This window comes from Pseudoflavonifractor capillosus (assembly GCF_016902575.1).
GTDB lineage: Bacteria > Bacillota > Clostridia > Oscillospirales > Oscillospiraceae > Enterenecus > Enterenecus capillosus_A.
The window spans coordinates 15,414-28,972 of the sequence record NZ_JACSNZ010000024.1 but is presented as its reverse complement, the minus strand read 5'-3'; the positions used below and the strand labels follow the sequence as shown (position 1 = coordinate 28,972).

At 60.0% G+C, this 13,559-nt stretch carries 10 protein-coding genes, 1 tRNA gene and 1 pseudogene; all 12 read right to left on the bottom strand.

Annotation, left to right across the window (positions count from 1 at the left end):
• A partial coding sequence (locus tag H9X86_RS08260) for an ATP-dependent helicase (protein WP_204901065.1) occupies positions 1–2,180 on the bottom strand: 2,180 nt, incomplete at its 3' end.
• A gap of 44 nt (positions 2,181–2,224) precedes the next feature.
• The gene (locus tag H9X86_RS08255) at positions 2,225–2,512 is read right to left on the bottom strand and encodes a hypothetical protein (protein WP_204901064.1); all 288 of its coding nucleotides are present in this window, start codon (positions 2,510–2,512) and stop codon (positions 2,225–2,227) included.
• Between the two features lie 835 nt (positions 2,513–3,347).
• A tRNA-Gly gene (locus H9X86_RS08250) sits at positions 3,348–3,423 on the bottom strand.
• A gap of 104 nt (positions 3,424–3,527) precedes the next feature.
• Complete coding sequence (locus H9X86_RS08245; RefSeq protein WP_204901063.1) at positions 3,528–4,613, bottom strand: hypothetical protein; 1,086 nt, start codon at positions 4,611–4,613, stop codon at positions 3,528–3,530.
• 24 nt (positions 4,614–4,637) lie between these two features.
• Entirely contained in the window at positions 4,638–5,228 is a 591-nt protein-coding gene (locus H9X86_RS08240) for a lactate utilization protein (RefSeq protein ID WP_204901062.1), read from the bottom strand.
• Between the two features lie 21 nt (positions 5,229–5,249).
• On the bottom strand, positions 5,250–6,113 hold the full coding sequence (locus H9X86_RS08235) for a YitT family protein (RefSeq protein ID WP_204901061.1): 864 nt from the start codon (positions 6,111–6,113) through the stop codon (positions 5,250–5,252).
• Positions 6,114–6,125: 12 nt separating this feature from the next.
• Positions 6,126–8,372, bottom strand: a complete 2,247-nt coding sequence (locus tag H9X86_RS08230; protein WP_204901060.1) for a DNA gyrase subunit A — start codon at positions 8,370–8,372, stop codon at positions 6,126–6,128.
• 14 nt (positions 8,373–8,386) lie between these two features.
• Positions 8,387–10,381, bottom strand: a complete 1,995-nt coding sequence (locus H9X86_RS08225; protein WP_204901059.1) for a DNA gyrase/topoisomerase IV subunit B — start codon at positions 10,379–10,381, stop codon at positions 8,387–8,389.
• Positions 10,382–10,620: 239 nt separating this feature from the next.
• A complete protein-coding gene (gene aroE / locus H9X86_RS08220; RefSeq protein WP_204901058.1) occupies positions 10,621–11,460 on the bottom strand; it encodes a shikimate dehydrogenase in 840 nt (279 codons plus the stop codon).
• Between the two features lie 2 nt (positions 11,461–11,462).
• Positions 11,463–11,900 (bottom strand): type II 3-dehydroquinate dehydratase, encoded by a 438-nt coding sequence (locus tag H9X86_RS13120; RefSeq protein WP_243416897.1) that lies wholly within the window; start codon positions 11,898–11,900, stop codon positions 11,463–11,465.
• Positions 11,901–11,924: 24 nt separating this feature from the next.
• A pseudogene (locus tag H9X86_RS13115) lies at positions 11,925–12,392 on the bottom strand (shikimate kinase); the annotation flags it as partial.
• Positions 12,393–12,394: 2 nt separating this feature from the next.
• On the bottom strand, positions 12,395–13,552 hold the full coding sequence (locus H9X86_RS08210; RefSeq protein WP_204901056.1) for a bifunctional chorismate mutase/prephenate dehydratase: 1,158 nt from the start codon (positions 13,550–13,552) through the stop codon (positions 12,395–12,397).
• Positions 13,553–13,559: the final 7 nt, after the last annotated feature.

The following is a 13,559-nucleotide window of genomic DNA, read 5'->3' as shown; positions in this document are numbered from 1 at the left end:
GGCTTGGGACGGGCCTGGGGGGAGGGGACAAAGCTGCTGCCGCTCTCCCAGGGGCGGCTGCGCTCCTGATAGCTGCGCCCGCTCTGCTCCAGCAGCCCCGGGGGAATTTCCCCGGCGAAGCGGGAGGGGCGGTTGGCACTGGTGCGGCCGTAGAGCATACGCATACTGGCACAGGTCAGGTGCAGCTGCTCCTTGGCTCGGGTGAGAGCCACATAGCACAGCCGCCGCTCCTCTTCCATCTCCTCCTCGTCGCCGATGCAGCGCATACCGGGGAAGATGCCCTCTTCCATGCCCACCACGAACACCACGGGGAACTCCAGACCCTTGGCTGAGTGCATGGTCATCATCACCACCGCATCCTCGTTGGGGTCGTGGTTATCCAGGTCGGTATACAGGGCGATCTCGTCCAAAAATCCTGCCAGGGTGGGGGACTCGCTGTTTTCCATGTACCCCTTGATGGAGGTCAGCAGCTCTCGAATGTTCTCCAGCCGGGTGCGGTTTTCCACGTCGGGCTTTACGCTCAGCATGGCGGTGTACCCGGTGCGCTCCATGACAATTTCATAAAAGGCGGCCAGATCCATGCCGCTCATGGCCCGCAGGTCCCGGATGAGGGAGGTAAAGGCCCCCAGCTTGGCAGCGGCCTTTTGCAGCTCGGGGTACTGCTCCGGCTGGTTGATCACCTGCCACAGGGACAGCCCCTGCTGGGCGGCAATGGCCTTTGCCCGCTCCACGGTGGTGGCCCCGATGCCCCGGGCGGGGACGTTGATGATGCGGGAGAGCCGCAAATCGTCCTGGGGGTTGGACACCACGCACAGGTAGGCCAGCATGTCCTTCACTTCCGCCCGGTCAAAGAAGCGGGTGCCCCCAATGACCCGGTAGGGGATGCCGGTGCGCTTGAAGGCCAATTCCAGCTGATAGGACTGGGCGTTCATGCGGTAGAGGACGGCGTGGTCCCGCCACTTCATTCCCTGGCGGTAGTGCTCCAAAATGGTGTTGGCCACATACTGGGCCTCGTCACTCTCGTTCATGGCGGTGTACAGGTGTACCTTGTCCCCTTCTGCCCCTGCCGTCCACAGCTCCTTGCCCTTGCGGCCCTGGTTGCGGCGGATGACGTTGTTGGCCGCTGACAGGATGGTCTTGGTGGAGCGGTAGTTCTGCTCCAGGCGGATGCACTGGGCATTTTTGTACTGGCTCTCAAAGGAGAGGATGTTTTCAATGGTGGCACCCCGGAAGCGGTAGATGGACTGGTCGTCGTCACCCACCACGCAGATGTTTTTGTGGCCCCCCGCCAGCAGAGAGGCCAGCAGATACTGCATATGGTTGGTGTCCTGGTACTCGTCAATGAGCACATAGCGGAACTTGTTTTGGTAGTAGGCCAGCACTTCCTCGTCCTGCTGCAAGAGGCGCACGGTGTGGAAGATGATGTCGTCAAAGTCCAGCGCCCCAGCCTCCCACAGCCGCTTTTGGTAGGCGGAGTACAGCCGGGAAATCTGTTCTAAGCGGAAATCCCCACTTTTCCGGGCCTCTTTGTGGAAGTCCTCCGCCAGCTGCATCTGATCCTTGGCCTTGGAGATGGTGCCCAGCACCGAGCGGGGCGGGAACAGCTTCTCGTCCATGCCAAACTCTTTCAGGCAGTCTTTGATGACCCGCAGAGAGTCGTCGGTGTCGTAGATGGTAAAGGAGGAGGGAAAGCCCAGCCGCTCGATGTCCCGGCGCAGGATGCGCACACAGGCGGAGTGGAAGGTGGAGGCCCAGATGTCCAGAGCCTGGGGGCCCAGCACCCGTTCCAGCCGGTCCTTCAGTTCCCCGGCGGCCTTGTTGGTGAAGGTGATGGCCAGGATGGTCCAGGGAGGGGCCGGGTCCAGCTCACACAGCCGGGCGGCGTATTCCCGCCCCTGGGGGGTGGGGGCATCCACATAGCCCCGCAAAAAGTCCAAATCCTCCACCGTGGCCCAGCCGGGTACCTCGGTGGAGTCCGAGCCTCGGCCATAGCGGATGAGGTTGGCCACCCGGTGGATGAGCACCGTGGTCTTGCCTGACCCTGCCCCTGCCAGCAGCAGCAGAGGACCCTGGGTGGTGAGCACCGCCTGGAGCTGCTCCGGGTTCAGGTTGGGGTAGTCCAGGGCGATGGCCGCCCGGCGCAGGGAGGCAAATTCCGATCTCTGTTTTTCGTTGAGCATCTATATCAAATCCTTGTTGTAAAATCCAGCTGTCTGTCATTATATCAAATGCCGGGTTGTAGGGCAACCTTCACCGTCTCCTCCAAGATGGAGAGAAAGCGCCGCAGGGTCTGGCTGCGGTTGCCCCGCAGATAGGCCACCCCGAAGGAGAGGAAAGGCACATTTTCCACAGGAATGTAGCGTAGCTGGGGGGAGCGAAGGGGCGGGAAATCGGCCATGATGGAAAAGGCGTAGCCCGTTTCCACCAGGGTGAAGAGCACCTCCTGGCTCTCGCAGAAGATCACATCCTCCGGCGGCTTGGCGGTGACCACCTGCCCTTGCAGGGAAGACACCGAAGGACCTCCCCTGGGGTACCAGGCTGACACTGCGTCAACTCTCCATTTGGCCCGTCACCCCTGCTGTGATTCTGTTTGTGCCACCACACCAGGCGGCCATGGCAGCTGGCCCTAGTGGCCTAGCGGTTCCCCTGTCCGGGCCTTCTCTTGGTAAAGCGGCTGTTCCCAGCCGCCGGCGGCCAGTCTCCCGGCAGCCGCAGACGGCTGCATAGCAACAAAGCAAAGGCCCAGACGGTGGAATGAGCAAGCTGCAGGGCCAGCTGCCATGAAAGCCTGGGCTGGTGGCAAGAGCAGGAATAGCAGAAGATTTTCTGGGCCGCAGGCAATTTGACGCAGTTCCAGCCTCGTACCCCAGGGAGGTTCTTAGGGGGGAACGCCCTAAGCGGCTTTTTCGTCTATTTTTGGCCGGGCAAAAATAGACCCCAGCGGAGCGACCCCGCCAGGCTGGCAGGGCTTTGACAGGGATATAGGAAAAGAAAAATGGAGATGTACCCGGACAGGCACATCTCCATTTACATGGGGCCCCGCAAGGCGGGGCGGCGCAGGTGCGCCGTACAAGTGTTTTCGCCTGCGGCGAAAACCTTGGCGCAGCCGGAATTCACTTCCGGCGAGCATTGAAATGACCTACGGATACCAAAAAAGAAAGCCTGACAAAACGTCAGGCTTTCTTTTTTGGAGCGAGTGACGAGGCTCGAACTCGCAACCGTACCCACAAAAGCCGATGGCTTTTGTGGGGCCCCCGCACCTCAGATTTCAAGTTAAGGTGGAGGTAGCGAGTTTCCGGGACAAGAAAAAATGGAGATATACCCAGATAGGCATATCTCCATTCGCTTGGAGCGAGTGACGAGGCTCGAACTCGCTACCTCCACCTTGGCAAGGTGGCGCTCTACCAGATGAGCTACACTCGCGGCGACAAAAGGAATAATACCAGATGAAGCTCCTTTTGTCAACAACTTTTTCAAAGTTTTTTGAAAAACTTCATTTGCCATTCCGGAGAGGGCCGGGGCTGGCATCATCCCTGGGTGTTTTCCAGACAGGCAGGATAGAGAGAGGTGGTCCAGGTGTAGCCCAGCTCTGTCATCTGCTGGTCGGTATACAGCTGCAAGGGCTGGTCAGGGTAGAGGGACTGGGCCAGCAGGTGGCGGTAGCCGTCTTCTGTGGCCACAATGAGCCACATGGTGGAGCTGCCCCGGAGGCTGCCCAGCACCATGTTGGCCTCCACGTCAGCACCTTGCAGCACCGCCTCCAGGCCCAACAGCAGGCCTCGGTCACTGGCAGCCTGCCCGGACAGGGCGTCCAGTGCGGTGAGAGAGCCGGTGGAGGAGGGGGTGACCTGCTGCTGCACCAGGGCGGTGAGAGCCTGGGCAGTGCGGGCGGTCTGAGGGGCGTCGGAGAGCAGCTGGTCCACCACTGTCTCCAGCTCCTTGGCGTATGCGGTGGTGTCGGTCTGGGTGTCCGGCCAGGTGAGGTTTACCTCCACAATGCGCTGGGGCCCGGAGTCTGGGTATAGAGATGCTGTGACCTGGGGCGGGGGATTGAGAGCCAGATGGGGGCTGCTGTAAAAGGCCATCCAGAACAGTGCCTCCACGGTGGCAGTGTCCCCAGAGAAGTAGGACACCCGGGATAGGCTCTGGGTCTGCTGGGCGGAGATGGCTCGGGTCAGCTCACCCCGCAGACCGGACAGGCCCGCCACCGACTGGATGGAGTTTACCGCCTGAGCCGACCGGGAGTAGACAATGTTCACCTCCACCTCGTAGTAGGAGAGGATGCGGGTACTGTCATACTTCATGGTTCGCACAGAGAATGCACCCAGAGGATCCTCTGTCATGACCTCATTGCAGGCAGACTCCAGATCCGATTCCACATCCCCGGTGTAGTTGTACAGGCGGATGGTGCCGCTGGAGGTGTGCTCATTGACGAAGTACAACAGGGCGTTGACCAGGCCCTGGTAGGTCTCCACCCGGAGGATGGAGGAGTCCTCTGCCACGGAGTAGTCCAGATGGGTGGCGGAGGAGACGTAGCTGCGATCCAGCATGGCGCTGCACCCGGACAGGGACACGCCGCAGGCAAGACACAGGGCCAGCAGTCTGGTTTTCATAACGCTCCTCCTCTCAAACATGGCTCAGTAGCCTAGATCCTGGTTGACGATGACCACTTCCACATGGGGAATGGCCTTGGGTTTGCGCCAATACACGGTGAGGGCGGCGCAGATGCGATCCTCGCTGTCGCAGTTGTAGCACCGGTCCCCCTTGGCGGCACAGGGCGTGTTGCGGCCCAGCCGCTGGGCGTTTTTGGGGGCGGCAATGTTTCTGGCTCGCCACAGGGCGGATTCAAAATCCGGGGCGATTTTATTCACACCAATGACAAAATACAGCTCCTGGTGGCCAAAAAGGCCGGAAGCCACCCGGTTTCCGCTGCCGTCAATGTTGATGAGTTCCCCGTTCTCGCTCACCCCGTTGAGGGAGCAAATGTAGGCATCAGCCCGGGAGGCGTCCACCACGTCCGACTTCTGCCAGTGCCACAGACAGGTGTTGTGGGTGGCCAGCTTGTCATACAACCCCAGCTCCTGCACCGTCACCGAGCCGCCAAAGCCGATGGTTTTCCCGTCCAGCTTCGTCCCCAGATAGGCACAGGCCTCCTCCCCGGTCTCAAAATAAGAGGTGACAAACCCCTCTCGTGCCAGGTTTTCCCGCAATTTTTTCAAATCAGCCATGATGTGATCCCTCCTTATACATTACAGTCCGTCGGCGTGGTACATCCGGAAGCCCTCACCCAGCACCTCGTGGGCATTGCAGACAATGAGGAAGGCGTTGGGGTCTATGCCCTTCACGGCAGCTTTGATGGTGGCGATCTCCCGTTGCTTGAAGGCGCACAAGAGCACCTGCTTCTCGTTTCCGGTGTAAGCGCCCTGGCCGTGGAGGATGGTGACACCCTTGTCCAGATCCTCCACCAGCACCCGGCGGATCTCGTCGTTGTGGTCGCTGATGATGTAGGCCACCTTGGCGGTGTCCATGCCGTAGAGCACTCCGTCCAGAGCCAGGGTGGAGATGTACAGGGCCACCAGGCCGTAGAGAGCGGTGTTGATGGTGCGGAAGGCCAGAGCCACCGACACCACCACGATCAGATCCACCGCCAGCAGCAGCTTACCCATGGGCAGCCACTTGAGCACCAGCTTCAGAAGCCGGGCGGCCAGGTCGGTGCCGCCGGTGGTGGCACCCTGCTGGAACACAAAGCCCAGGGACAGACCCATGAGCAGGCCGCCGAAAATGCAGGCCAGCAGAGGCTCCATGGGCTGCCAGTCGTAGAGGGGGGTGAGAATGTCAATGAACACCGAGGAGATGAACATGGCGTACAAAGAGAGCACCAGCAGCCGCCCGCCAATAAATCTCCAGCCCAAAATAAACAGAGGAATGTTGAGCACGATCACCGTCATACCCACCGGGCAGGCGGGAATGAAATAGTTGATGATTTGGGCCACGCCGGTGATACCGCCGAAGGCGATATTGTTGGGGGCAAAGCACCACACAAAGCCCAAAGCATAGATGGCTGAGGCGAAGGTAATGACAAATACGGCCCAGATGTTTTTCTTTAGATTCATAGAACCTCCTTGTTACAGGAGAGACAGCTGCGTCTCGCCCCGGTCTTCTTCCTTTAGCAGAGCACCGGCAATGGGCAGGGAGCGGGCCCGATACCGGGGAGCGTTGACGATGGTGGTCTCCCCCAAAGGTTTGGCCCAGGCCACCTTATACTTGGGTTTCAGGGTCATCACGTTGACGCCCTGGGTGGAGCGGGTGGCCTTGGGAGTGAGGGAGGCGGTGTGGAACACCACACAGCGCCCTTCGGTGGAACATACCGCCATTTCTGTGTCCTCAGCCAGCACCAGGGCGGACACCAGGGGAGATTTGTCCGAATAGGCCCCGGTGAGCTTTTTCCGCCGGGTCTGGGTCTGGTAGGCGCCCAGCTCCACCCGGGCGGCCTTGCCATTTTCAAAGAAGAAGAGCAGGTGGGCGGAGTAGTCTCCGGGGTTGCAGGCCCAGACCACCTTTTCCTCCCCGTCCATCCCCAGCTTGGTGGGCAGATAGTCCCCCAACAGGCTGGCCTTGGAGTCGTCGAAGTCGGACAGCCGGGTCTTGTAGCACTGCTGACGGTCGGTGAATACCAGCAGCTCGTCCCGGTTGCTTCCCTCCCAGTGCAGGAAGGGGCCGTCCCCCTCCTTGTACTTCTGCTCGCCGCTCATGCGCAGAGACTGGGGGGTGATCTTCTTGAAATACCCCTCCTGGGAGAGAAAGACGTGGACGGGATAGTCCGGGGCCTCCTGGGCGGCGGCCTTCTCAGCGGTGAGGTTTTCGTACTCGTAGATGATCTCGGTGCGCCGGGGGGTGTCGTACTTCTTTTTCACCTGTTGCAGCTCGGTGATGATGACCTTCTGGATCCGCTTGGGGGAGTTCATCAGGTCCTTCAAATCTGCAATCTCCTCTTCCAGAGAGGAGACCTCCTCCACCCGCTTGAGGATGTATTCCTTGTTGATGTTGCGCAGGCGGATGTCCGCCACATATTCCGCCTGGATCTGGTCGATGCCGAACCCGATCATCAGGTTGGGCACCACCTCGGCCTCCTCCTCCGTCTCACGGATGATGGCAATGGCCTTGTCGATGTCCAGCAGAATTTGCTTCAAGCCCTTTAACAGGTGCAGCTTGTCCTCTTTCTTCTTACACACATGGTAGGTGCGCCGACGCACGCCGTCCATGCGCCATGCCGTCCACTCGTCCAGGATCTCACCCACACCCATCACCCGGGGCATGCCCGCAATGAGGATGTTGAAGTTGCAGGAAAAGGTGTCCTGAAGAGGGGTGAGGGAGAAGAGCTTGGTCATCAGCTTGTCCGGGTCGGTGCCACGCTTGAGGTCAATGGCGATTTTCAGGCCGTCCAGACCCGTCTCGTCCCGCATGTCCGAGATCTCCCGGATCTTGCCCGCTTTAATCAGCTCTGCCACCTTGTCGATGATGGCCTCCACCGTGGTGGAATAGGGGATTTCGGTGACTTCAATGAGGTTTTCACTCTTGGAGTAGTTCCACTTGGCCCGCAGCTTCACGCTGCCCCGGCCCGTGCGGTAGATGTCCTCCAGAGCCTTCTGGTCGTAGAGCAGCTGCCCGCCGGTGGAGAAGTCAGGGGCCTTCAAAATGGACAAAAGGTCGGTGTCCGGGTTCTTCATCCGGGCAATGGCCGCCTCGCACACCTCGCCCAGGTTGAACCCGCACAGGTTGGAGGCCATGCCCACGGCGATGCCCTGGTTGGCCGCCACCAGCACGTTGGGGAAGGTAGTGGGCAGCAGGGTGGGCTCTTGCAGCTTGCCGTCGTAGTTGGGCACAAAGTCCACTGCATCCTGGTCAATGTCCCGGAACAGCTCCTGACAGATGGGGTCTAACCGCACCTCGGTGTATCGTGAGGCGGCCCAGGCCATGTCTCGGGAGTACACCTTGCCGAAGTTGCCCTTGGAGTCCACCAGAGGGTGGAGCAGTGCCCCATAGCCCCGGGACAGGCGCACCATGGTGTCGTAAATGGCGGCATCGCCGTGGGGATTCAATTTCATGGTGGCGCCCACCACGTTGGCACTCTTGGTGCGGGGCCCGGAGAGCAGCTTCATCTGGTACATGGTGTACAGCAGCTTGCGGTGGCTGGGCTTGAAGCCGTCAATTTCAGGAATGGCCCGGGAGACGATCACCGACATGGCGTAGGGCATGTAGTTCAGCTCCAGGGTCTGGGTGATGGGCTGCTCCAGCACCTGGGCGTGGAGTCCCATCACGTTGGGGTTTGTCTTCTTCTTTTCCCCCTCCTGGGGGGACTTTTTCTTAGCCATTTGATTCCGTCCTTTTATGAAATATCCGCCATATCCAAGTATTTATAGCCGTTTTCCGCAATGTGATCCTTGCGGCCCTGGAGGTTGTCCCCCAGCAGCAGGTCAAAGACCTGGGCGGTACGCTCCACGTCCTCGGGCATCACCTTAATGAGCCGTCGGGTGTCCGGGCTCATGGTGGTCAGCCACATCATATCCGGCTCGTTCTCACCAAGACCCTTGGAGCGCTGCAAATCGTACTTCTTCTTCTCTGCCTCCAGCTGCTGGCAAATCTCCATCTTTTCCCGGTCAGAGTAGGCAAACCAGGTCTTTTCCTTGCAGGTGATCTCGTACAGGGGGGACTCGGCGATGAACACATACCCCTCCTGAATGAGGGTGGGGGTGAGGCGGTAGAGCATGGTGAGGATGAGGGTGCGAATCTGGAAGCCGTCCACATCACCATCGGTACAGATGATGATCTTGTTCCACCGCAGGGCGGACAGGTCGAAGGCGGACAGGTCCTTGACGTGCTTGTCCTTGACCTCCACGCCACAGCCCATCACCTTCAAAAGGTCGGTGATGATCTCGCTTTTGAAAATTTTGGCGTAATCCGCCTTCAAACAGTTGAGGATTTTCCCTCGAACGGGCATGATGCCCTGGAACTCAGCGTCTCGGCTCAGCTTACAGGCGCCCAGAGCGGAGTCGCCCTCCACGATATACAGTTCTCGTCTGGACACGTCCTTGGTGCGGCAGTCCACAAACTTCTGCACCCGGTTGGAGATATCCACCGAGCCGGAGAGCTTTTTTTTGATGCCCAGGCGGGTCTTTTCGGCGGTCTCCCGGGAGCGCTTGTTGATGAGCACTTGCCCGGCGATTTTTTCCGCATCAAAGGGATTTTCAATGAAGTAGACCTCCAGCTGGGAGCGGAGGAACTCGGTCATGGCCTCCTGGACAAACTTGTTGGTGATGGCCTTTTTGGTCTGGTTTTCATAGCTGGTCTGGGTGGAGAAGTTGTTGCTCACCAGCACCAGACAGTCCTGGATGTCCGCCCAGGTGATCTTGGACTCGCTCTTTTGGTATTTGCCGTTTTGCTTGAGCCAGCCGTCAATGGCGGAGACAAAGGCGGAGCGCATGGCCTTTTCCGGGGCGCCGCCATACTCCAGCCAGGAGGAGTTGTGGTAGTGTTCCACCAGGTTGACGGTGTTGGAGAAGCAGAAGGACACAGACAGCTTCACCTTGTAATCTGCCTTGTCTGCCCGATCCCGGCCACGTCGCTCCGTCTGCCAGAACACGGGGGCGGTGAGGGTCTGTTCCCCAGCCAGCTCGGTGACATAGTCGATGATGCCGTTTTCGTACTGGAAATCCGTGGTCTCGAATTTGCCCCCCACCTGGTTGCGGAGACGGAAGGTGACCCCAGCATTCACCACCGCCTGGCGCTTGAGGGTATCGGTGAAATACTCCAGGGGGATGTCAATGTCGGTGAACACGTCCAGGTCAGGCAGCCACCGGAACTTGGAGCCTGTCTTTTTCCGGTCGGCAGGCTCTTTGCCCATCTCTCCCACCAGCTCGCCCCGCTCAAAGTGGAGGGTGTATTTGAAGCCGTCCCGGTAGATGGTGGCATCAAAGTACCGGGAGGCGTACTGGGTGGCGCAGGAGCCCAGGCCGTTTAACCCTAAGGAGTACTCGTAGTTGTCCCCATCCCCGTTTTTGTACTTACCTCCAGCGTACAGCTCGCAGAACACCAGTTCCCAGTTGTACTTGCCCTCTGCCTCGTTCCAGTCCACCGGGCATCCCCGGCCAAAGTCCTCCACCTCAATGGAGTGGTCCTGGTAGCGGGTGACGATGATCTGACTGCCGTGGCCCTCCCGGGCCTCGTCGATGGCGTTGGAGAGGATCTCGAACACGGCGTGCTGGCATCCGTCCAGCCCGTCGGAGCCAAAGATGACCCCGGGGCGTTTCCGCACCCGGTCAGGGCCTTTCAGGGAGGAAATGGATTGGTTGTCATATGTTGTCTTAGAAGTGACTTTTGCCATGGTTGCACCTACTTTTATATGAGCATATCATTTCATTTTAATTATAACCCAACCGATGCCACCCGTCAAGGAAGGGGGAGCAGGGCTGGCCAAAGGCTCCGCCCTTGTGAAGTCCGCTGCCAGTCTGCGGAAATACAGCGATCCCCCTTTGGTCTGCTTGCCCCGGCATACCGTTGACACAGGGAGAAAGCGAACCAAAGAGGGATCGTATATGGATATGAAGTTATAAAGATGTCTGTCTATTCCGCCAAAGCCTGTGCCAATTTGGAAAAAACAGCTTGTGCCAGCTCCTCCTTGGGGAGGGTGCGATCCAAGAAGTATTCCAGGGCAAAGATGGCCTGATACACCAGCATGGGCAGGCCGTTGCACGTCTTCAGACCCTTGGACTGGGCCTGCTGGAGCAGCTGAGTCTGGGCAGGGTGGTAGATGAGATCCATGACCCCCGCCCCTTGGGGCAGAGCGTCCAGAAAGGAGAAGTCCGGAAACTGCCCGGCGCACCCTGCCATGCCCAGGTTGGTGCAGTTGACCACCAGCTGGGCCTGAGCGCACAGTTGGGTGAGGGTGTCTGGATCAAAGCCCGCAGGGATGAGCACCCCGGCGGGATCCAGCTGGCACAGCTGCTGGGCCTTGGACAGGGTGCGGTTGCATACCCAGATGGGGCCAGCCTGTTCCCGGGCCAGGCGCAGGGCCACCGCTTTGGCCGCTCCCCCCGCACCCAGGATCACCACACCCCGGGCAGGCCAAAGGCCCTGGGCCTGGAGGGCGGCCAGACAGCCCTCCCCGTCGGTGTTGTGGCCGATCCATTTGCCGTTGCGGAAACACACCGTGTTCACCGCCCCGCACCGCTGTGCATCCTGCCCCAATTCATCCACCAGGGGAATCAAATCCTCTTTATGGGGCATGGTAGCGTTGAAGCCGGTGACCCCATGGGCTTTGGCAAAGGCCAAGTATTGGGACAGCTCCCCTTTTTTCACCACATGGGGGGTATAGGAGATGTCCAGACCCAGGTAGTCCAGCATGGTGGTGTGAATGAGGGGGGATTTGGAGTGGAGAACGGGATCGCCGATGACTTGCAGCATGGTCATTGCCCTCCCTGGAGGAAGTAGTCCATGGCCCGCAGATAGCCCTCAAACCCCTGGCCGTGGAGCTGGCCCACACAGGCCTCCGCCGTGACGGACAGGGTGCGGAAGGACTCCCGGGTGTGGATGTTGCCGATGTGCACCTCAAAGGCGGGGATGTCCACCCCCCGGAGGGCATCGGCAATGGCGTAGCTGTAATGGGCATAGGCGCCGGGATTGATGATGATGGCGTCATACACCCCTTCGGCGGCGTGGATCTGGTCGATGATGGCCCCCTCGTGGTTGGATTGGAAGCAGGTGGCGGTGGAGTTGTGCTCTGTGGCGTAGCGCTGAATCATGGCGCACAGGGAGGAATAGCTCTCGTGGCCACTGAGCTCCGGATTGTGCCGACCCAACAGGTTCAGGTTGGGGCCGTTGAGAATGAGGAACTTTTTGCCCAGGTGGGAGATGCCCTCTAAAATTTCCGCAACCGTGCTTTCCGGTGTGGAAAAGTTGTGTACCACCACGTCCGCTGCGGTGAGGTAGTGGGGCAGGCGGTGGAGGTGCCGCTCCGCAAAGGCCTCGTGCCCATCCTGAGCCAGGGGACGGCCCTGGATGTCCAGGGTGGCGCAGATCTCACCAATGGGTCGGTCCAGGAAGACCAAAATGCCGTTGCGGCGCAGGGAAGCCACATTTTTTCTCGACAGCACCGCTCCGCCGCCGGTGGCGATGACCAGACCGTCCTGGCCCCCCACCTGCTCCAGAACCTGGCTTTCCAGGGAGCGGAAGCCACGCTCCCCGTCCTGGGCGAAAATCTCCGCAATGGTGCGCCCGGAGTTGCCCTCAATGAGGGCGTCGCAGTCCACGAAGGGACGGCCCAGCTGCTGGGCCAGCAGCTGTCCCACGGTAGTTTTTCCACAGCCCATCATGCCAATGAGGATAATATTCTTCATCTCTATCCCTCCAAATTCGACACAAAGTTTCCAAGGATCCGAAAGTCTCCGGTGGTTTGAGATAACTCATGGAGCACATCGGCAATTTCGGGGGTGTTGAGACTGCCGGTGAACTCCAAAAAGAACATGTATTCCCAGCTGCGCTCCGGCATGGGCCGGGACTCCAGCTTGACCATATTCAGCCCGTGGACGGCAAAGATGGTGAGGACCTCGTGGAGGGAGCCTGCCTGGTGGGGGAGGAGAAAGACGGTGCTGATTTTGTCCGCCCCCTCCCGCAGCTCCATGCGGGGGGAGACCACCACAAAGCGGGTGGTATTGTGGGAGTTGTGGTTGATGCTCCGGGCCAGGATGTTCAGCCCGTAAAGCTCAGCGGCCCGGGCAGAGCACACGGCGGCTTTGGTCACATCGCCGCTTTGAGCCACCATCTGGGCTGACCCGGCGGTGTCCGCCTGAGGCACCCGCTTCCAGTGGGGGTAGCGGTTCAAAAACTGCTCGCTTTGGAAGAGGCCCTGCTCGTGGGAGTAGACGTGGGTGATGGTGTCCAGAGTGGCCCCGGGCAGTGCCATGAGGCAATGCTCCACCTTCACCGTGGTCTCGCCCACAATGAAAAACTGGTACTGGGTGAGCAGATCGTAAATTTGGCGGATGGCGCCGGTGGAGCTGTTTTCGATGGGGAGCACGGCATAGTCCGCCGTCCCCTCTTTCAGGGCCAGAAAGGCGTCCTCAAACTGCTCCAGCCCCGTGGCCTGCACCCCTTCCCCAAAGAAGTTCAGGCAGGCCTGCTCGCTGTACGCACCGCCCACACCCTGGTACACCACCCGGGGGGATTCCACTGGGGGACGGATGCCCGCCATGGCGTGGAGCAGCCGGGGCAGACCGGGGTTGTCCGCCCCCTCCCGGGTCATGTCCCGCTGCTGGCGGCGGGAGATGGACATGATGGTCTGAAAGAGGGTGGTCACCCCGGGTTTCAGCTCCCCCTCCACCAGTTGGGCCTTGTTTTGCAGCACCTGCCGCTCCCGCTCAGCGTCCAGCACCGGCAAACCCCGCTCCAGCTTGTAGCGGCCCACCTGGGCGGTGACCGCCATGCGCTGGCGGAACAAGTCCACCATCTGACGGTCAATGCCGTCAATTTCATCTCTCAAATGCTGCAATTCGTCCATGGGAATG

What these genes read in the sequence shown, in the direction of transcription:
- aroE (WP_204901058.1), bottom strand. Translation starts at nt 11,460, where the DNA reads ATGCTGCAAGTCATCGGCGATCCCGTTCTCCACTCCAAATCCCCCCTC.
- H9X86_RS08235 (WP_204901061.1), bottom strand. Translation starts at nt 6,113, where the DNA reads ATGAATCTAAAGAAAAACATCTGGGCCGTATTTGTCATTACCTTCGCC.
- H9X86_RS08225 (WP_204901059.1), bottom strand. Translation starts at nt 10,381, where the DNA reads ATGGCAAAAGTCACTTCTAAGACAACATATGACAACCAATCCATTTCC.
- H9X86_RS08245 (WP_204901063.1), bottom strand. Translation starts at nt 4,613, where the DNA reads ATGAAAACCAGACTGCTGGCCCTGTGTCTTGCCTGCGGCGTGTCCCTG.
- H9X86_RS08210 (WP_204901056.1), bottom strand. Translation starts at nt 13,552, where the DNA reads ATGGACGAATTGCAGCATTTGAGAGATGAAATTGACGGCATTGACCGT.
- H9X86_RS08230 (WP_204901060.1), bottom strand. Translation starts at nt 8,372, where the DNA reads ATGGCTAAGAAAAAGTCCCCCCAGGAGGGGGAAAAGAAGAAGACAAAC.
- H9X86_RS08240 (WP_204901062.1), bottom strand. Translation starts at nt 5,228, where the DNA reads ATGGCTGATTTGAAAAAATTGCGGGAAAACCTGGCACGAGAGGGGTTT.